The following is a 20,224-nucleotide window of genomic DNA, read 5'->3' on the forward strand; positions in this document are numbered from 1 at the left end:
ACCGCGGGCGCGATGACGCTCTCCGTCTCGACGACGCGGACTGCCACGTGAGCACGACCCCACCGGTCCTGGTCCTGCCCGATGTCTCCGACGACCTGTCCGACCGCCTGCGGGAGGGGCTGGCTGCGGTCGACGCGGTGCTGCGCATCGAGGTCGACCACGACGACCCGTTCATCGCCGAGGCCAACCACCACCTCATCGAGGCCGGGGGCAAGCGGTTCCGGCCGCTGCTGACCCTGCTCGCCTCCGAGCTGGGCAGTGGCGCCAACTCCGACGTGGTCGCCGCCGCCGCGGGCGTTGAGCTGACCCACGTCGCGTCGCTGTGCCATGACGACGTGATGGACGAGGCCGACGTGCGGCGCGGGGCACCCAGCGCGAACGCGAAGTACGGCAACTCCACCGCGATCCTCGTCGGCGACATGCTCTTCGGCACCGCGTCGAAGATCATCGCCGACCTCGGACCCGAGGCCGTGAAGATCCAGGCCGAGACGTTCGTGCGCCTCTGCGCCGGTCAGATCCGCGACGACCGGCCGAGCGCGAGCGGCGAGGACCCGGTCGACTACTACCTCCAGGTGCTGGCCGACAAGACCGGCGTCCTGATCGCCACGGCGGCCCGCTACGGCGCGATGTTCTCGGGCTGCGACGCGGCCACGGTCGAGATCATGCGCGAGTACGGCGAGCGGCTCGGCATGGCCTTCCAGCTCGCCGACGACCTCATCGACGTCTCGTCGGACGCCGACGACCTCGGCAAGACTCCGGGCACCGACCTGCGCGAGGGCAAGCGGACGCTGCCCGTCCTCTACGCGCTGGCCTCCACCGACCCCGCCGACGCCCGCCTGCGCGAGCTCCTGCAGTCCGACCTGCGCGACCAGGCTGCGCTCGACGAGACCCTCGGCCTCCTGCGCGGGCACCCGGCCATGGAGCGCGCCCGCGAGCACACGTCGGCGGTCGCGACCGCGGCGCAGGATGTCCTCGACCCGCTGCCCGACGGCGAGGCCAAGTCCGCGCTGCGGGCCCTGGCGACCAGCGTCGTCTCCCGCGTCGGCTGACGAGACCCGACCGCCCCACCGCCCCACCGCCCCACCGTCGCGTTCTCATGCACAAGGCGAGTTGGCGCCGGGTCGGGCGGCGCTAACTCGCCTTTTGCATGGGGGAGCGACGTGAGGTGAGGTATGCCGCGGGGCTGAGCCCGCGGCATACCTCCTGCTCAGGTGCGGTGGATCTGGATGACTGCCGGGCGGGGCTGGCCGCCCCCGAGGTAGGGGAACTGGCTCTGCGGGGCGGCGGGTGAGGCACCGGTGGTCTCACCCGGGTGCTGGACGGCGGCCAGCACGGTCTGCTGGTCCCAGGTGACGAGGGGGCCGCAGCACTCGGAGTACGCGGGCACTGACAGGAACTGCTGCAGGTGACCCTGGTGCGGGCCCGACAGTGGGAAGAGGTACATGCCGTCGCAGGTGCCGAGGGCGTTGCCGTCCGTGGCGATCCACATGTTGCCGTCGTGGTCGAAGGCGATGTTGTCCGGGCACGAGATCGGCGAGACCTCGGTGCGGTCGTAGCCGTTGAAGTAGGTCGTCGGGTCGGTCGGGTCTCCGGCGATGAGGACGATCTTCCAGGTGAAGCTGGCCGTCGTGTCGTCACCCGCGGTCGGCGTGATCTCGATGATGTGCCCGTGCTTGTTGTTGGCGCGGGGGTTGGCCTCGTCGATCTGGCTGGGCTGGCGGCTGGTGTTGTTGGTGCACACGACGTAGGTGCGGCCGTTGACCAGGTTGGGCTCGACGTCCTCGGGTCGGTCCATCTTGGTGGGACCGACCTTGTCGGCGGCGAGGCGCGTCCAGATGAGGACCTCCTCGTGGGTGAACCCGGCGACCTTGCTCTCGTTGTCGACGACGAGGGGCAGCCACTGGCCGGAGCCGTCGCTGATGCCGTCCGCGAACCCGTCCCCGGTGAACTTCGCGACGTAGAGGTCGCCCGAGGACAGCAGCGTCAGGTTGTGCGCGCGGGCCTTGTCCGAGCTGCCGGGGCGGAAGCGGCCGTGCGAGACGAACTTGTAGAGGTAGTCGAACCGTTCGTCGTCGCCGAGGTAGGCGACCACGCGACCGTCGGGAGCCACCGTGACGTTGGCGCCCTCGTGCTTGAGCCGGCCGAGCGCCGTGTGCTTGACCGGCGTCGAGGACGGGTCCGAGGGGTCGAGCTCGACGACCCAGCCGAACCTGTTGACCTCATTGGGTTCCCGCGTCGCGTCGAAGCGGCTGTCGACCCGCTCCCAGCCGCGGCCCTTCGAGCCCGTGAGTCCGTAGCGCTTGTAGGCGTCGGTCTGGTCGGCCGGTGCGGTCGCGGCGGAGAAGTAGCCGTTGAAGTTCTCCTCACCCGACAGCACGGTGCCCCAGGGGGTGAGTCCACCGGAGCAGTTGCCGAAGGTGCCGAGCACGCGCGTGCCGGAGGGGTCGGCGGTGGTCTTCAGCAGCCGGTGACCCGCCGCGGGGCCGTCGAAGGCGAACGGCGTGGTGGCCGTGACCCGGCGGTTCGCTGCGGCGCCCTTGACGTAGCGCCACGGCGCGGTGGCGTTCTTGCGTCGCAGCTCGACCACGGACATCCCGTGCGCAGCCATCGTGATCCGGATCTGCTCGGGCGTCAGCGATGCTGACCCCGTGTAGCCGCGGAACATCAGCTCGTCGTTGGTGTACTCGTTGTTGCACACCAGGGTCCCGCGCGTCTCGTCGCGTCCCCGGACCAGCGTCGTGTAGTCGTTGTTGTAGCCGAACTGACCCTCTTGGGCCGCCGCGCTCTGGTGCTCGAAGTCGAAGGCGGGAGCGTCGGCCAGGATCGGGTCGCCCCAGGCGACGATGGTCGACCACTCGAAGCCGTCGGGGATGACGACCTTGTCGGTGCCGGCCGGCTGTGGAGCGATGGCGGCGAACCCGAACGGGGACTTCGTCCCACGGGCTGCGGCCGAGGCCCCCGACGGGGCCGAGCCAGTTGCAGCGGCTGCGGACTGCACCCCGGTCAGGGTGCCGAGACCGACCACGGCCGCCACCAGTCCGCTGCCCTTGAGGATCGCGCGTCGGGACGCACCCGCCGCGACCAGGTCACCGAAGTAGCCGTGGTCGGTCTGGTTCGGGATGGGCTTGCTGCAGGCGTCGTCACACTTGAAGTGGCACGTCATCGCACTCCGGCCGCCCTGGTGGACGGTGAGCAGGGGCAGGGTGGTGCGCTCGGGTGAAGCTGTGGACATCGAAGTTCCTCCAGGTCTGGGGTCGCGCGCTGCGGGACGCGGTCACGCTCAAACCTAGGAAGGGCACCTCCCGCTGACGACGGCGAAGAGATGAACGTCGCCTGACTTTCGGTGAACAGCCAGTAAGCCCTCGGTAGGGTCGGGCGGGTGACCCTCCACTGGGATCGTGCCACCGCCTCCCTGCAGCCCCCGCTCGCCGTCGTCGACCTCGACGCCTTCGACGCGAACGCCGCCGACCTCGTGCGGAGGGCGTCGGGCAAACCGATCAGGGTGGCCTCCAAGTCGGTGCGGTGCCGCACCCTGCTGGCGAGGGCGCTGTCCCTGCCCGGTTTCGCCGGAGTGATGGCGTATGCCGTGCCAGAGGCCCGCTGGCTGGTCGCCACCGGCTTCGAGGACGTCTACGTGGCCTACCCCAGCGTCGACCGGGCCGCGCTGGCTGCCCTCGCCGCCGACCCGACGGAGGCGGCGCAGGTGACCCTCACCGTCGACTCGCTCGAGCACGTGGAGCTCCTCGCCGCGCTGGACCGGCCGCACGGTCTGCGGGTGGCCCTCGACGTCGACGCCTCGCTGCGCCTGGGGCGCGTGCACCTGGGGGTCCGGCGCTCACCCCTGCGCGAGCCCGCCGACGCGGCCGCCCTGGCGCGCGCCGCCTCGGCGGCCGGGCTCTCGGTCGTCGGCCTGATGTTCTACGACGCCCAGATCGCCGGCCTCCCCGACTCCTCGCCGGCCGTGCGGATGGTGAAGAAGCGCTCCGCCGACTCCCTCGGTCGACGCCGGGGCGAGGTGGTCGCAGCCGTGCGCGAGGTCGCCGACCTGGAGTTCGTCAACGGCGGGGGGACCGGCTCGCTGCACGTGACCGGTCCGGACCCGGCGGTGACGGAGCTCGCGGCCGGGTCCGGGCTCTACGGGCCGACGCTCTTCGACGGCTACGACGACTTCACCCCCCAGCCGGCAGCCGCCTTCGCGCTCCCCGTCGTGCGACACCCCGGCCCGGGGTTCGTCACGGCCTTCGGTGGTGGCTACGTCGCGTCGGGGCCGCCCGGCTGGTCGCGGGTGCCCGCTCCGTTCGGCCGTGACGGGGTGAAGCTGGTCAAGTCCGAGGCGGTGGGTGAGGTGCAGACTCCGTTGCAGGGCAACGGAGTCCGTGGTCTGGCGCTCGGCGACAAGGTGTGGTTCCGCTACGCCAAGGCGGGGGAGATGTGTGAGCGGTTCGACGCCCTCCACCTGGTGAGCGGAGACCACCTGGTCGAGACGGTGCCGACCTACCGGGGTGAGGGGAAGAACTTCGGATGACCACGTGGACCAACTGGGCCGGCAACCAGACCAGCCACCCCGTGGAGGTGGCCAGCGCGCGTCGGCCCGACGAGGTCTCGGCGGCGATCCTGCGGGCGGGGGCACGCGGCATACCGGTCAAGGTCGTCGGGGCGGGGCACTCCTTCACGTCGATCGCGGCCACGGACGGGCTCCAGCTGCGTCTCGACGAGCTGACCGGCATCACCCACGTCGACCGTGGACGCAGCCGGGTCCGGGTCCTCGCAGGGACCCCGCTGCACGTGCTGAACCCAGCGCTCCACGCCCTCGGCCTCGCGCTGCCCAACCTCGGTGACATCGACCGCCAGTCGCTGGCCGGGGCGATCTCGACCGGCACGCACGGCACCGGCCTGCGGTTGCAGGGCATCGCCGCCGCGGTCTCGGGGCTGGTGCTCGCGCTCGCTGACGGCACCCTCCTGGAGTGCTCCGCCGACGTCGAGCCGCGCGTCTTCCAGGCGGCCAGGGTGGGGCTCGGTGCGCTGGGCGTCATCACCGAGGTCGAGCTGCAGTGCGTGCCGGCGTTCCGGTTGCACGCCAGGGAGTTCAGCGCCGACCTGCACGAGGTGCTCGAGCGCGTGCAGGACGACGTCGAGGCGCACGACCACGTCGACATGCACTGGTTCCCGTTGACCGACCGGGTGCTGGTGAAGCACAACGACCGCGTCGGTGCCGACCACGATGGTGCCCCGCTACCCCGCTGGCGTGCGCTGCTCGACGACGAGCTGCTGTCCAACCGGCTGTTCGAGGTCACCAACCGGGCGGCGACCGCCGCGCCGGCGATCGTGCCGCGGCTCAACAGCGTGAGCGCGCGGCTCCTGGGTGCGCGCGAGTACACCGACGACTCCTGGCGCGTCTTCGTCGCCGAGCGCAAGGTCCGCTTCCGTGAGAGCGAGTATGCCGTGCCGCGGGCGGCCGTGGCCGACGTCGTGATGGAGGTGCGCAGCTGGTTGGAGCGACACCGCGCGCCGCTCACCTTCCCACTGGAGCTCCGCTTCACCGGTGCCGACGACATCTGGCTGTCCACGGCGTACGACCGGCAGAACGCCTACATCGCGATCCACCAGTACCACCGGATGGACGACTACGGCGCCTTCGCGGCGTTCGAGTCGATCGTGGCCGAGCATGCCGGAAGGCCGCACTGGGGCAAGCTGCACACGCTGGGCGCCGAGGAGCTGCACGGCCTGTACCCCCGGTTCGACGACTTCCTCGAGGTACGCCACCAGCTCGACCCGGGTCGCCGGTTCGCCAACGCCTACCTCGACCACGTCCTGGGCCAGTGAGCAGGCGGCCTGCCCTCGCTCACACCACGGGCTCACACCACGGGCTCGCACCACGGGCTCGCACCACGGGCTCGCGACCGGGGCCGCCCCACCGGCAGCTGCGACTACGGGGAAACACCGAGGTGAGGGTGTCCCCGCGCGCGTAGCGTTGCCCCATGACGGGCCACCGCGTCCTCCTCGTCGACGACCACGCCCAGTTCCGGGCGTCGGCGAGCGCGTGGCTGAGTCGTGAGGGCTTCACCGTCGTCGGCGCCGCCGCCAGCAGCGCCGAGGCCCTCGACCAGGTGCGCCGGCTGGATCCCGAGGTGGTGCTGCTCGACCTCAACCTGCCCGACTCCGAGGCCGGTCTGAAGCTCGCGGAGGACCTGGCCGAGACCAGTCCCCGGAGCACCCTGATCATCATCTCGAGCGACGCCGATGCCGGCTCCGACCCCCGGGTCGTGGCGGCACCGGTGGCCGGGTTCATCGCCAAGCAGGACCTGGCATGCGACGCGATCACGGCGCTGCTGCGCTGATCGCGCCGCTCGTCATGAGCGGCCTGGCCGGGGCGGTCGCCCTGGCGGGGTGGCTGGTCCCCCGAGTCGCCGCCGCGCCGCAGCCCTTGTTCGGCGACCAGTTCGCCGGCTGGGCCCTGCTCGCGGCTGGGGCCGTGGCCGCGTGGCGGGGTCGGTTGCGGGTGGGTCTGCTGCTGGTGGTGGCCGGCGTCGTGTGGGTCGTCGTGGGCCTCGCGGGCCTGCTTCCCACGCCTCTGGAGTCGCCGGTCCTGCGCCTCGGCCTCCTCCCCGGCAGCCTCGTCGTCCTGGCCGCCCTCGCGGGTCTGCGGGTCCCGGCCGGGCACGCGGGTACCGCGGCACCCATGGCACCCGCGGCTCGGGGCTGGGTGCGGTACGGGCCTGCGCTGGTGTTGCTGCCTGCGTGCGTGGCAGCTCTCGGCTACGGCCGGTGGGCGTATGCCGCGACCGGTGCGACCGGGGTGGTCTACGTCGCCCTGGTCCTGCGCCGCGGTGGCCTCCCGCGTCGTCCGGGCCCGGACGACCTTCGCGGGGAAGCGGTCATCGCAGTCGGGGTCGCCGGCGCCCTGGCGCTGACGGGCCTCGTGACGGCTGGGGTCGGTGGAGCCGCCGCCACGACCGCGAGCTCCTTGCTCGAAGGGGTGCTGGGGCTCGGAGCGCTCGCCGTGGCCGCCGGCCCGGAGCCGCGGGAGTGGCACTTGGGGCGGGACGCCGAGGCGCCACGTGGTTTGGAGGAGGCCCTGGCCAGGACGTTGGGGTGGAACCAGGTCCAGGTGGCCTTTCCACTGGCCGGTGCCTTCGTCGACTCAGGAGGCGCGGTGACGACTCCCGCCGACGGGGAGGACGTGGTGGACCAGGACGGTCGGCTGGTGGCGGTACTCGCCCCCGGACTCGGCCGGGATGCCGGTGTGGCCGAGTCGGTGCGCGAGGTGCTGCGGCTCGCCCGACGAGGCGCCCTGCTCCAGGCGGAGCTCAGGGAGCGGGCTGACGAGCTCGCGGCCTCGAGGGAGCGGTTGGTCCGCGCGGCAGAAGCGGAGCGGGAGCGGTTCCTGGCCAGTCTCGCTCGGGGACCGGTGGCGCGGATGGACAGCGTGGTCAACGCCTTGGAAGCGTGTGAGCGTGCCGGAGCCGTCTCCGGGGTTCCGGCCGGCCTGTCGGCGCGAGCCGCCGGCGCACGGGACGAGCTGCTGCAGATCGCCCACGGGGTGGATCCGGTGGGCGCGAGCAGCCTGCGGGAGGCGCTGGCCGCGCTCGTCGCGCGCAGCGGCACCGGTGCGTTGCTGGAGTGCCACCTGCCTGAGGGGTGGCGGCCGCGGCCCTCGGTGTCCCGCGCGGCGTGGTTCACCTGTGCCGAGGGGCTGGCGAACGCGACCAAGCACGCCCCGGGTGCCGAGGTCGTGGTCGTCGCCCGCCTCAGCGGGGACGAGCTCCGGCTGGTGGTCCGCGACGACGGGCCGGGCGGGGTCGACCCGACCGGTCACGGACTGGGTGGCCTGCTGGAGCGCGCGACCGCGCTGGGCGGCACCCTCACTGCGCGCTCGAGAACCTCGGGTGGTGCAGAGCTCGAGCTGCGGCTTCCGGTGACGTCCGGACCGTCGGGTCCTGCGTTCCGGGGTGGGCAGCCAGCCGGCGAGGATGCGTCCAGCGGGCAGCCCAGCGTCGTCGCGCTGCTGGGCCTGTGCCTGGTCCTGGTGCTGTCGGCCTGTGCCGGTCCGCTGGCGCGCAGCGGACGCGACGCCGACCCGGTCCTGCTCAGAACCATGTACGGCAACGGGCCCGGCGGGATCGGTGCCGACGTGCTCGAGGAGCTGGTCCGCGCCTCGCACGGCTCGTCGGTGGTGATGGGCCCGGCGACCAAGCTTCCCTCGGCGACAGAGTCGGAGGACGAGGAAGGCGGCACGCTGGGCGCGCTGCGGGCCGGTCAGGCGGACCTCAGCGTGATCCGGGCCGACCGTCTCGTCGCGGCAGGGGCGGTGTCGCTGACACCACTCCAGCTGCCCCTGCTCATCCAGGCTCCCGAGCATGCGGCTCGGGTCGCGGCCGACCCGGTGGCAGCCGCCCTGATGGCTGACGTCGACCGCCTGGGTCTCGTGGGCCTCGCGTTGGTGCCAGGTGGCGCACGGCACCCGTTCACCTACGGCCCCGAGGCGTTCGACGCTCCGACGGACTACCTGGGTGAGGTCGTGAACACTCGCGTCGGACCCGGCGTGGAGGCGATCTTTGGCGCCCTCGGAGCGACGACCGACCACAGCGTGGGCGAGGTCCGGACCCGGAAGGTGGAGAAGCGCGCGATCGCGGGAATCGAGACGTCGTTCCAGCAACCGGGAGCCGTGACCCTCCCGGCGGTGGTCGCGTCGAACCTCACGCTGTACACCAAGGTCGACGTGGTCGTCATGCGCCGCAGCGTGCACGCAGCCCTGTCCGCCGAGCAACGGCGACAGCTCGGAGCCATCGTGCGCGACGGCATACGTGCAGGGGTGGCCCGGCGCGACACGGAGGCGCGTGGCCTGCAGCGCTGGTGCGCCTCACCCTCAGCGGCGTCGGCGCAGCTGACGACCGCCGAGCTCGAGGCGTTCGGTGCCGCGCTGGCACCGGTCGTCGCGGCGGCCCGTCGGGACACCGGGGTCGCGGGCCTCGTGGACCGCATCCTTGCCCTGAGGGGGCCGGAGGCAGCGCCAGCCGGGGTGACCTGCGACAACTTGCACGGCGCCGCAACCGATGTCTATTCCCTTGCGCCGCAAGGACCACAGACAGTGCTTGACGGCACGTGGCGCGTCGACGTCGACCCCGACGTCATGCGTGCGGCCGGAGTGTCAGACTCCGATGCCGTCAGCAACGCCGGCGTGTGGACCTTCGTGGTGAAGAACGGCGAGGCAGCTGTCGACCAGGCCCAGGGTGGCGACTGCACCGCGGTGTTCGTCACCGCTGGTGACAGGGTGACGCTGCGCTTCGGGGTCGACGGCAACACCGCGTGCTGGGGCCTGATGGCCGGCACCTTCCGACGCGTGGGTGACGTCGTGTCCTTCGACTGGCAGGCGGAGCGGTTCTACGACGTCGCGCTCGACCAGTCGTTCTTCGCCGGTGGGATGCACCGTGCCGCGCCCTAGTGACCGCGGCCACGCGCCGAACCGAGGGGTGCGCGGCACCATTGATCACTGACGTGGGGGTGAGCGCGGGTCTGGGCGTGGCCGTCGTGGTGGCCATCGCCCTCGGCCTCGTCGGCGGTCGGCAGCGGCGCCGGTATGCCGTCCTCGTCCTCGGTGGAGTGGCTCTGGTGGCGGTGTCGGCAGCCGACGACCCGACCTCGGTCCTGCCGGCGCGTGACCTCGGCCTCGCGGTGGGCCCGATGGCCGGCCTGTTGGGGGCGACCGCCGTGCTCATGCCTCGCCGCAGTGCGTGGGTCGCGCTGGCCGGGGCGATCCTCGCCGGACCGGTTCGCGCGCTGGTGTACGACCCCTTCCTGCAGCTGGGTTGCGTCGACTGCCGCCCCAGCGGGATCGTCCTCGCTGCGCACCCGGGCCTGGCCGAGGGGCTGGCGGCGGTGGGACCGGTGCTCGGCCTCCTCGCCCTGGGAGCTCACGCGGCGCGGAACGGCGCAGCCGCGGAAACCGTCGTCGTCGCTGCCGGGCTGGTCGTCGCCCTCGTCAGCGTCGACGTCGGCGGCGCCGTCGCCCTGGTGGCAGCCACCGTGGTGGTCGGGGTCGAGGACTACCGCGCTGCGATCGCTCAGCGTCGGTTGCGCGGGCTCGTCGAGACCCTCCGCTCAGGCCGCCCCTTTGCGGACCTGCTGCGTGAGGCCTGGGGCGATGCCGACCTCGACGTGTCCTACTGGGTGCCCGACGATGGCGGCTGGGTCACGCCTGCGGGCGTGCCGCGTCGCCCGCCGCCACCGGGGGCCACCCGGTTGCGCTGGGCGGGCGCCGTCACGGCCGCGGTGGAGCAGGGCTCGCGCGAAGGCCACCCCGACCTCGAACGTGCGCTCGACGTTCCAGCCCGACTCACCCTGGACAACGAGCGGCTCTCCGCGGCCCTGGCAGCCCGGGTGCGTCAGGTGTCGACGTCCCGCTCGCTGGTGGTCGAGCTGGGCGACCGGGAGCGTCGGCGCATCGAGCGCGACCTGCACGACGGGGTCCAGCAACAGCTCCTCGCCCTCGGCCTCGACCTGCGTGGCGCCCTGGCCGACGTGCCGCCGGGCCATCCCGACGGACCGGTCCTCGAGAGCTGTCTCAGTCAGGCCAGGCAGGCCCTCGAGGACCTGCGTGCGCTGTCGCACGGGTTGTACCCCCCTCTGCTCGCGACCGGCGGGCTCGGCCCGGCCCTGCGCAGCCTGGCTCGCCGGGCCACGGTCCCGCTCGTGGTCGGTGCCGTGCCCGACAGACGGCTTCCGGCACCGGTCGAGCGAGCCGCGTATGCCGTGGTGTCCGACTCCGTCTCGCGGGGCGAGTCCGCAGGGGTCACCGTCGAGGTGGAGGTCGAGGTGGAGGTCGAGGTCCAGGTCGAGGGAGTGGCAGTCGACGGTCCGGTCGACGGGGTGGGCCGAACGCCTCTCGGTGCCACCGCGGTGACGCTGCGCGTCGCCGGCGGCCCCCCGGACGTGGCCGGAGTGCTCCCCGACATGGTGGAGGCGCTCGGTGGACGACTGGGTCATTCTGGGGGAGTGCTGACCGTGGTGCTGCCGTGCGCGTCGTAGTCGTCGAGGACCAGCTGCTGACCCGGGAGGGCATCGTCCGCACCCTCGACCGCGCGGGCGTGGAGGTCGTCGCCGACGTGGGGGACCTCGACCGGCTGATGGCCGTGGTGGCAGTGGACCGTCCCGACGTCGCCGTGCTGGACATCCGGTTGCCGCCGACGTTCACCGACGAGGGGCTCCGGGCCGCTGCCACGATCCGGGCGCAGTACCCCGCCACCGGGGTGCTCGTCCTGTCCCAGCACGTCGAGGTGGACTTCGTCCTGCCCCTGCTCGACGGTGTCTCCGGAGGGGTCGGCTACCTCCTCAAGGACCGGGTGCTCGAGGCGAGCACCCTGGTCGATGCGCTCGACCGGATCGCGGCGGGGGAGTGCGTCGTCGACCCCTCGATCGTCGCCGAGCTGCTGCCGGCCGTGGCGGCGCGGGGCCCGGGCGGACTCACGGATCGCGAGCGGGACGTCCTCGGCCTGATCGCGGAGGGCCTGACGAACGCGGGGATCGCCCGCCGCCTGGACATCAGCATGCGCACCGTCGAGGTGCACGCCCAGCACGTCTTCGCAAAGCTGGGGTTGCCGGACGACCAGTACGTCAACCGCCGGGTCCTGTCGGCGCTCGCCTGGCTCGGGTCCGGCTGACACCCGCCGTCGCTAGCCTCGCGGGATGAGTACTCCGACCCAGACCTCTGCAGCCGTGCCCTCTCCCTACGAGGCCGACGAGAAGACGACCCTGCTCGCCGCACTGCAGAGCCACCGCGACGTCATGGTCTGGAAGCTGGACGGGCTCTCCGACGAGGAGGTCCGGCGCCCGATGGTGCCCAGCGGCACCAACCTGGTCGGGCTGGTCAAGCACCTCGCGAACGCCGAGTACGGCTGGTTCTGCGAGACGTTCGGCCGGCCCACTGAGCCGCTGACCGACATCTCCCAGGACCTGGAGGCCGACATGCGGGCGGCCGACGGTGAAGCCACGGCCGACATCGTGGCGTTCTACCGCCGGGCCTGGGCGGCCGCGGACGCGGCGATCCTCGAGCTGCCGCTGGACGCGACCGGCACGGCATACACGGGACGCCCGGTCAGCCTGCGCTGGGTGCTCGTGCACATGATCGAGGACACCGTCCGGCACGCGGGCCACGCCGACATCCTGCGGGAGCTCATCGACGGGGGCACCGGCCACCACGTGCCCGACAAGTAGCAGCGATCGCGGTCACGATTCTCCGACTTCGCGCACCAGTTGGGCGGAAGTGGTTGACAGGAGTTCCGCCGAGACTTAGGTTCACCCTAAATTTAGTATCAAACAAAGGGTAGAGCCGACGATGTCTCCGACCGGACCAGTTGCCACCCGTGGCCACCTCGTGCGTGCCGCCGTGCTCGGGCTGCTCGGGACCCGTGGTCCGTCGTCACGGGCCGACATCGCGCGGGTGCTGGGGGTCAGCCCCGCGACGGTCACCCAGACCATCAAGGAGCTCCTCACCCGCGAGCTGGTGACCGAGCTGGAGTCGGTCCCGAGCCAGGGTGGTCGTCCGGCCACACTCCTGGGACTGGTGCGCAGTGCCGGCGGTGCGATCGGCGCCAAGGTCACCCCGAACCACGTCGCGCTCGTGTCCGTCGACCTCGATGGCACGGTGCGTTCGTCCAGGGCGGTTCCCTTCGACGCGGCCCGCCCGGCCGCACTGGACGCCTTGGCGGACATCCTGCGTGAGGCCGTGGCGCAGCACGAGGGCCGACTGCTCGGGGTCGGCGTCGGGTTGCCCGGCGCTGTCGACTCCCAGGCGTCGGGCATCGTCGACGCGCCCACGCTGGGATGGGACCGCGCGCCAGTGGGTTCTCGCCTGCGTGAGGCGTTGGGCGTGCCCGTCCTCGTGGACAACGACGTCAACACCCTTGCCGCGGCGGAGAGCGTTTACGGCATCGGTCGGTCGCACGAGTCCTACCTCGTCGTGACCATCGGCTTCGGGGTCGGGCTCGGCATCGTCCAACAGGGCTCGGTCAGCCGAGGGGCCCACGGTGGCGCGGGGGAGCTCGGCCACTTCCCGGTCACTGCCGACGGCCCGCTCTGCGGCTGCGGCAACACCGGCTGCCTCGAGGCGCACATCGGCGAGTCCGGGCTGGTCGCGGCCGCGATCGACCGCGGCGTGATCGACGTCGGCGGCACCATCAGCGACCTCGTCGGGGCGGCGCGCGGGGGAAACGCCGACGGCCTGGCCGTCTACCGCGAGGGAGGCCGGATGCTCGGCAGCACGCTCGCCGGCGTCGTGAACGTCCTCGATCCCGAGCTGGTCCTCCTCATGGGCGAGGGCATGACCGAGTGGGAGTTCTGGGAGGACGGGTTCGAGGAGTCGTTCCGGGCCTGCCTGATGCCGACCCGCCGGGGAATCCGTTGTGCAGTGGAGTCCTGGACCGAGGACCAGTGGGCGGTCGGCGCCGCATCACTCGTCCTCGCAGCGCCTTTCGACGCCGAGACGGCCGGGTCGCAGGGTGAGCTGGTGCGGGAGCGGATGCAGTCGGCTGCCGTGGGCGGTGCCTCGTGACGAGCCGAGCCGGGTGGCGCAACGTGGGTTGGGTGGTGTTCTTCCTGGCGCCCAGCGCGATCCCGCTCATCCTGTTCACTGCGACCCCGATGGCCTCGTCGATCTGGGTCAGCCTGCACGAGTGGAACCTCATCTCTCCCATGCAGTGGGTGGGCCTGGACAACTACCGCAACCTGCTGACCGACCCCGGAACACGCAGCGTCTTCCTCCACACGCTCATCTACTGCGCCGGCTACCTGCCGCTCGTGTTCGCCGGCGGCCTGGCGCTGGCCCTGGCCCTCAACCAGAAGCTGGCCGGCCGCTCCTTCTTCCGGGCCGCCTACTTCCTGCCCGTCGTCACGAGCTGGGTCGTGGTGGCACTGGTCTGGAAGTGGCTGCTCAACCCGACCAACGGGTTGGTCAACACGTTGCTCGGTGCCGTGGGCGCCCCGCAGCCGGGCTGGTGGACCGACCCCAACTGGGCGCTCCCGGCCGTCATCCTCTCCTCGGCGTGGAAGGACCTGGGCTTTGTCATGGTCATCATGCTGGCCGGGCTCCAGGCGATTCCCCAGGACGTCCTCGAGGCCGCCTGGGCCGATGGCGCCGGCTCGTGGCAGCGCTTCTGGCGGATCACCCTGCCCCTGCTGTCCCCGTCCACCTTCTTCGTCGTCGTCATCTCGTTGATCAACGGCTTCCAGGTCTTCGACCAGGTCTACGTCATGACCGGCGGTGGTCCGTCCGGGTCGAGCCAGGTCGTCGTCGGACAGGTCTACGACCTCACCTTCCGTTACGGTCGAGCCGGCGAGGCGAGTGCCCTCTCGTGGATCCTGTTCGCGGTCATCCTGCTCATCACCGTGGTCCAGATCCGCGGCCAGCGTCGGTGGGTGAACTATGCCTGACACCCGTGCCCCGTTGGCTCCGCCCGCGCCGGTCACCCCGGTGGCGCTGTCGTCCCGTCCGCGCCGACCGCTGTCGACGTGGACCGTGCTCCGGTATGCCGCGGTGCTCGCCGGAGCGGTCGTCATGCTGTTCCCGTTCCTGTGGACCGTGGTCACCTCCGTCACACCGGAGGGAAGCCTGGCGGGTGGGCCCACGCTGTTCGTCAAGAATCCGACCCTCGCGGCATACCGCACGCTGTTGGAGACCCTGCCGATGTGGCGGATCGTCGCCAACTCGCTGTGGGTGGCCGTGGTGTCGACCCTGCTGCAGCTGGTGACCGGCTCGATGGCGGCCTACGGGTTCGCCCGGCTGAAGTTCCGGGGCAAGGGAGTTGTCTTCGCGCTCTACCTCGCCACCTTGATGGTGCCCATGCAGGTGCTGGTCGTGCCCCTCTTCATCGAGATGAAGACGCTCAACCTGCAGGACACCTACATGGCGCTGCTCGCGCCGTCGATCGCCTCGGCGTTCGGGGTGTTCCTGCTGCGGCAGGCGGTGGAGTCGGTGCCGCGTGAGCTGGACGAGGCCGCCACCATCGACGGGGCCGGCCACCTGCGGATCTTCCTCACGATCATCCTGCCGCTGATCCGGCCAGCCCTGGCGACCGTGGCGGTGTTCGCCTTCATGGGCAGCTGGAACAGCTTCCTGTGGCCATTGGTCGTCATCCGCTCGCCCGAATTCATGACGCTGCCGCTCGGCCTGGCCACCCTCCAGGGCCAGTTCACCACGCAGTGGGACGTCGTGATGGCCGGCTCGGTCTTCTCGATCCTGCCCATCGCCGTGGTCTACCTCCTGGCCCAGCGGCACATCATCGCCGGAGTCGCGCACACCGGCATCAAGTAGCCCCCACCGTCCGACAGACACGTTCGACAGACACGTTCGAAAGACAGTCCGACACTGCAGTCCCGACCGCGCGCCACCCGGAACGCGGCAGGCCCGAAAGGAACACCATGAGGAACATCGCCAGGCGCACCGTGGCGCCTGTCATCGCCGCTGGCTTGGTGCTGGCGCTGGGCGCCTGCGCCCAGGGGTCAGCCACGAAGTCGGTCGACGCCGCGTCGTCCGGTGGCAAGACCACGATCCGCTACATGAACTTCTCGGCCAACGGCGGTCACGAGAAGGACCTCGACGCGATCAAGGCGGCCTTCGAGAAGGCCAACCCCGACATCACCGTGCAGATCGAGACCACGCCGTACGACGACTACTTCACCAAGCTGCAGACGGCGGTGGCAGGCGGAACCGCGGGTGACGCGTTCGAGCTCAACTACGAGAACTTCGTCACCTACTCCTCCAATGGCTCGCTCGCCGAGCTCAAGGGAGTCGACGGAGCGGCCTACAAGAAGTCCCTGCTCGACGCGTTCAGCGCTGACGGCAAGCAGTACGGACTGCCCGAGTCGTTCTCCAACGTCGTGTTGTTCTACAACAAGGACCTGTTCAAGGCTGCAGGAGTCGCGGAGCCGACGTCGTCGTGGACCTGGGCCGACGAGCAGGCCGCAGCCAAGAAGCTGACCAACAAGTCGAAGAAGGTCTGGGGTGACTACCAGCCAGTGTCCTTCTTCGAGTTCTACAAGGCGCTGGCCCAGTCCGGTGGCGAGTTCCTCTCCGCCGACAAGAAGTCCGCGACCTTCAACTCGGACGCGGGCAAGCAGGCCGCGACCTTCTTGGTCTCCAAGTCGGGCACCACGATGCCTACCGAGGCGCAGGGCGCAGGCACGCCCGACTTCGACTCCAAGCTGTTCAAGGACGGCAAGCTCGCGATGTGGCACAGCGGGATCTGGATGTTCTCGGGCATGGCGGACGCCAAGTTCGACTGGGACATCGCCGTCGAGCCGGGCAACACCACCAAGGCCTCCGCGATGTTCACCAACGGGGCGGTCGTCTCCGCAAAGAGCAAGAGCCAGGCCGCGGCCCAGAAGTGGGTGACCTTCCTGACGTCCTCCGACGACATGGTCTCCGCGCGTCTGGCCACCAGCTGGGAGCTGCCGCCAGTCGCAGACCAGGCCAAGCTGTCGAGCTACCTCGACGCGGGCAAGCCGGCCAACCGCAAGGCGGTCTTCGACTCGCTCGAGGCCACCGCGCTCCCGCCCGTCATCGAGCGGCAGCAGGAGATGCAGGACGCGGTCAACAAGGAGCTCACGGCCGCGGCGGCGGGACGCAAGGACGTGTCCGCGGCGCTGGCCGCTGCCCAGAAGGCCGTTGACGCCCTGCTGAAGTAGGCACTTCCGCCGCTGCCGGGGCCCGGACCCCCACCGGAACCGCACCGGGCCCCGGCAGCTCTTCGACATGAGAGACCCATGACTGTCCTCAACGACGCCTCCACCCCCGCCACGCCCGACGAGCTGGACCGGCTCCGCGAGCTGGCCCGCCGTAGCCACGAGGTCATCACCTCCCACCAGGATCCAGGCGGTGCCTACCCAGCCTCGCCTACCTTCTCTGCGTACCGTGGCTATGCCTGGTTGCGCGACGGATCCTTTACGGCAGAGGGGATCTCGCGCTATGGCGACGTCACGTCCGCTGATGGCTTCCATGACTGGGTATGCCGTGTGCTCGCTGCGCGTCGCGGCCAGGTGGACGACCTGCTCGCGCTCAAGGCGGCAGGTGCAGCGATCCCGCTGAACCGGATGCTCCCCACCCGATTCACCTTCACCGGCGAGGACGGCTCGGATCCCTGGTGGGACTTCCAGACCGATGGCTACGGGATGTGGCTGTGGTCGGTCGTCACCCATGCGGAGCGTCATGGCCGTGACCTGGGGCGGTGGCTGCCGGGCATCGAGGTCGCCCTCGACTTCACCACCGAGTTCTGGGACCTGCCCTGCTACGACTGGTGGGAGGAGCACGTCGAGCACCGGCACACCTCGACCCTGGGGGCGATCCACGGCGGACTGGTGGCCATTGCCGGCTCTGGAGTCCTTGACCCCCAACGCGACCGGGCGGCCCGCGCCACGGCCGCGCGGGCGCGGGCTCTGGTCCTCGACGAGGGCGTGGTCGACGGACGCCTGTCGAAGTGGCTCGGTTCTGACGCGGTCGACGGCTCGCTGCCGGCCTGCATCGTTCCCTTCGGGCTGGTCGGGGTCGACGACCCCATGGCTGCCGCGACGCTCGCCTCGGTCGGGTCTGACCTGGACCTCGACGGTGGCGTCCACCGGTTCCGGGCCGACGTCTTCTACGGCGGCGGCCAGTGGCTGCTGCTCAGTGCCCTGCTGGGTTGGAACAAGGCGTCCGCAGGTGACGTGGACGGTGCCTGGCGCCACCTGCGATGGATCGTGGACCAGGCCACCGACGAGGGCGACCTCCCCGAACAGGTGCCGAACCACCTGCGACACCCCGGCTCGCGCCAGGAGTGGCTCGACCGCTGGGGGCCGGTCGCCACCCCACTGCTGTGGTCGCACGGCATGTACCTCATCCTCGCCGACGAGCTCGGCCTGCTCGAAGGACTGGACACGTGACCTCCTCCACGACCCTGCTCACCCACCGGCCCCACGGGATCGAGCACCCTTACGCCACCTCCCTCGACCAGCGGATCCCGGTCCAGCCCGAGGCTGGCCAGAGCGTGCTGCTCGGGGTGGTCGCGCACCCGAGCGTCGTCAGCGTCACCTGCGAGTGGCGCGACACGACCGGGGAGGTCGTCCGGCTGCCGTTGTCCCCCCGACGGGCCGACGCCGCCTCAGCCGCGGCGCTGGCGGGCGGCGAGGGCCACCTCGCGGAGGCCCAGGCTGCCTCTCTCGGCGGCGACGGCGGGTGGGCCGTGCAGAGCCCGTCGGTCGACGACGAAGCGGGGTACAGCTACCGCTTCACCGCCACGACGGGCGACGACCCGACCACGAGGGGCGACTTACCGACCGGGACGGGGGACGGCCTTGGGGCCACGACCGACTGGTTCGAGGTCCGACCGGCCCGCTGGACCGCCACCGTCCCCGACGGGCTCGAGGCGACCCTCTCCGGTGGTGGCCGCCGGCTGGTCGAGGACTCGGTCGAGTGGTTGGTCACGGCCACCGGCCTGCAGCGGGCCAGGTTCGCCTTGTCGCTCGCACCGGGAGACCACGTCGTGGGGTTCGGCGAGAGGTTCGACCACCTCGACCAGCTGGGGCGTCGCCTCGACGCCGTCGTCTTCGAGCAGTACAAGTCCCAGGGGACCCACGGACGCACCTACCTGCCGATGCCGTTTGCCCACATCGTCGGGGCGGACGGTTCGGCGTGGGGCTTTCACCTCCGCACGTCACGTCGGTCCTGGTACGACGTCGGCGCCAGCGCGCCTGACCAGCTCCGGGTCGAGCTCGAGGTGGGTGGTGGCCGCGTGGCACAGGTCAACCTGGGCATCTATGACGGTTCGCCGATCGAGGTGCTGTCCGCCTTCCTGGACGAAGCTGGCAGGGCCGAGGAGCTCCCGGACTGGGTCTTCCGGCTCTGGGCCTCGGGCAACGAGTGGAACACCCAGGACCTCGTGCTGGCCCGGATGGAGACCCACCGCGAGCTCGACATCCCCGTCGGCGCCGTGGTGATCGAGGCCTGGAGCGACGAGGAGGGAATCATGATCCCCCGCGACGCGACCTACGACGTCCGGGCTGACGGAACCCCTTTCGCCGCAACGGACGTCACCTATCCCGCCGAGGGCGCTTGGCCCGATCCCAAGGCCATGGTGGACACGCTGCACGACCGCGACATCAAGGTCTTGTTCTGGCAGATCCCCCTGCTCAAGACGGCTCGGTCGGAGGCCGGGCTGCACGACCAGGTGCTCGCCGAGGGATCGGCGATGGTCGACGGCGGGCACGCGGTCCGGGAGGCCGACGGGACGGCATACCTCAACCGTGGCTGGTGGTTTCCCCAGGCGCTGATGCCAGACCTGTCAACCCAGCGCACCCGTGACTGGTGGACCGCAAAGCGCGACTACCTCGTGGAGGGGCTCGGGGTCGACGGGTTCAAGACCGACGGCGGCGAGCACGCGTGGGGCCACGACCTGGAGTATGCCGACGGGCGCCGGGGCGACGAGGGCAACAACCTCTATCCGGTGCACTACGCCAAGGCGTTCGGCGACCTCCTGCGCAAGCACGGCAAGGCGCCGGTGACCTTCTCCCGCAGCGGCTTCACGGGGTCGCAGGCGCACGGCGTCTTCTGGGCCGGGGACGAGGACTCGACCTGGGAGGCGTTCGGAAACTCGATCACGGCCGGCCTGACTGCCGCGTCGTGCGGGATCGTCTACTGGGGCTGGGACCTCGCGGGGTTCTCCGGACCAGTCCCCGACGCCGAGCTCTATCTGCGGGCGGCGGGCGCGTCCACCTTCATGCCGATCATGCAGTACCACTCCGAGTTCAACCACCACCAGCTCCCGCTCCGCGACCGCACGCCCTGGCACGTGGGCGAGCAGACGCACGACGACCGAGTCGTGCCGGTGTTTCGCCGGTTCGCCCACCTGCGGGAGCGACTGGTGGCCTACTTGGCAGCGCAGGCAGCCATCACGGTCGACACGGACCGACCGCTCATGCGTCCGTTGTTCTTCGACCACCCGGCAGACCCCCGGGTCTGGCAGCACCCGCGACAGTGGATGCTCGGCGCCGACCTGCTGGTCAACCCGGTGACCGAGGCCGGCCCGGACAGCTGGGCGACCTACCTGCCCGAGGGAAGCTGGGTCGACGTCTGGACCGGCGACGCGGTGAGCAGCGGCGAGGTCGTCCGGCCCGTCCCCCTCGACATCGTCCCCGTCTATGCGCTGGCGGAGGCGTGGTCCAGCGGGCTGTCAGTGATCTTCGAGGGGTGAGGCGCCGGATG

General features: G+C 71.2%; 15 protein-coding genes. 14 read left to right on the forward strand and 1 reads right to left on the reverse strand.

The features are described 5' to 3' along the window. Positions 1 to 47: 47 nt before the first annotated feature. Positions 48 to 1,049, forward strand: a complete 1,002-nt coding sequence (locus AC1DWJ_RS07010; protein ID WP_457254016.1) for a polyprenyl synthetase family protein — start codon at positions 48 to 50, stop codon at positions 1,047 to 1,049. A gap of 158 nt (positions 1,050 to 1,207) precedes the next feature. Here the strand turns inward: AC1DWJ_RS07010 and AC1DWJ_RS07015 are convergent, their stop codons facing one another. Continuing rightward, a complete protein-coding gene (locus AC1DWJ_RS07015) occupies positions 1,208 to 3,232 on the reverse strand; it encodes a PhoX family protein (protein ID WP_457254015.1) in 2,025 nt (674 codons plus the stop codon). A 147-nt stretch (positions 3,233 to 3,379) separates the two neighbouring features. Between AC1DWJ_RS07015 and AC1DWJ_RS07020 the strand changes: the two genes are divergently transcribed. From AC1DWJ_RS07020 to AC1DWJ_RS07080, 13 genes are all read left to right on the forward strand, one after another. Then, the gene (locus AC1DWJ_RS07020) at positions 3,380 to 4,525 is read left to right on the forward strand and encodes an alanine racemase (RefSeq protein ID WP_457254014.1); all 1,146 of its coding nucleotides are present in this window, start codon (positions 3,380 to 3,382) and stop codon (positions 4,523 to 4,525) included. Beyond that, a complete protein-coding gene (locus AC1DWJ_RS07025) occupies positions 4,522 to 5,823 on the forward strand; it encodes a D-arabinono-1,4-lactone oxidase (RefSeq protein ID WP_477620344.1) in 1,302 nt (433 codons plus the stop codon). Before AC1DWJ_RS07020 ends, AC1DWJ_RS07025 begins: the two co-directional genes overlap by 4 nt. 155 nt (positions 5,824 to 5,978) lie before the next feature. After that, complete coding sequence (locus tag AC1DWJ_RS07030) at positions 5,979 to 6,338, forward strand: response regulator (RefSeq protein ID WP_477620345.1); 360 nt, start codon at positions 5,979 to 5,981, stop codon at positions 6,336 to 6,338. Beyond that, complete coding sequence (locus AC1DWJ_RS07035; protein ID WP_477620346.1) at positions 6,308 to 9,442, forward strand: hypothetical protein; 3,135 nt, start codon at positions 6,308 to 6,310, stop codon at positions 9,440 to 9,442. The genes AC1DWJ_RS07030 and AC1DWJ_RS07035 overlap by 31 nt, the downstream gene beginning before the upstream one ends. A 41-nt stretch (positions 9,443 to 9,483) precedes the next feature. Next, positions 9,484 to 11,025: a histidine kinase gene (locus tag AC1DWJ_RS07040; protein ID WP_477620347.1), complete on the forward strand. Its 1,542-nt coding sequence runs from the start codon at positions 9,484 to 9,486 to the stop codon at positions 11,023 to 11,025. Further along, positions 11,013 to 11,657, forward strand: a complete 645-nt coding sequence (locus AC1DWJ_RS07045) for a response regulator transcription factor (RefSeq protein WP_457254009.1) — start codon at positions 11,013 to 11,015, stop codon at positions 11,655 to 11,657. Before AC1DWJ_RS07040 ends, AC1DWJ_RS07045 begins: the two co-directional genes overlap by 13 nt. 25 nt (positions 11,658 to 11,682) lie before the next feature. Then, positions 11,683 to 12,210, forward strand: a complete 528-nt coding sequence (locus tag AC1DWJ_RS07050) for a DinB family protein (protein ID WP_457254008.1) — start codon at positions 11,683 to 11,685, stop codon at positions 12,208 to 12,210. Positions 12,211 to 12,331: 121 nt separating this feature from the next. After that, positions 12,332 to 13,546: an ROK family transcriptional regulator gene (locus AC1DWJ_RS07055; RefSeq protein ID WP_477620348.1), complete on the forward strand. Its 1,215-nt coding sequence runs from the start codon at positions 12,332 to 12,334 to the stop codon at positions 13,544 to 13,546. Further along, entirely contained in the window at positions 13,543 to 14,424 is an 882-nt protein-coding gene (locus tag AC1DWJ_RS07060; protein WP_477620349.1) for a carbohydrate ABC transporter permease, read from the forward strand. The genes AC1DWJ_RS07055 and AC1DWJ_RS07060 overlap by 4 nt, the downstream gene beginning before the upstream one ends. Further along, on the forward strand, positions 14,417 to 15,304 hold the full coding sequence (locus tag AC1DWJ_RS07065; RefSeq protein ID WP_477620350.1) for a carbohydrate ABC transporter permease: 888 nt from the start codon (positions 14,417 to 14,419) through the stop codon (positions 15,302 to 15,304). Before AC1DWJ_RS07060 ends, AC1DWJ_RS07065 begins: the two co-directional genes overlap by 8 nt. Positions 15,305 to 15,411: 107 nt before the next feature. Continuing rightward, positions 15,412 to 16,677 (forward strand): ABC transporter substrate-binding protein, encoded by a 1,266-nt coding sequence (locus tag AC1DWJ_RS07070; RefSeq protein WP_477620351.1) that lies wholly within the window; start codon positions 15,412 to 15,414, stop codon positions 16,675 to 16,677. 78 nt (positions 16,678 to 16,755) lie between these two features. Continuing rightward, positions 16,756 to 17,907 (forward strand): glycoside hydrolase family 15 protein, encoded by a 1,152-nt coding sequence (locus AC1DWJ_RS07075; protein ID WP_477620352.1) that lies wholly within the window; start codon positions 16,756 to 16,758, stop codon positions 17,905 to 17,907. Then, positions 17,904 to 20,213 (forward strand): glycoside hydrolase family 31 protein, encoded by a 2,310-nt coding sequence (locus AC1DWJ_RS07080; RefSeq protein WP_477620353.1) that lies wholly within the window; start codon positions 17,904 to 17,906, stop codon positions 20,211 to 20,213. Before AC1DWJ_RS07075 ends, AC1DWJ_RS07080 begins: the two co-directional genes overlap by 4 nt. Positions 20,214 to 20,224 lie beyond the last annotated feature (11 nt).

The organism is Pedococcus sp. P2_D7, assembly GCF_056404295.1.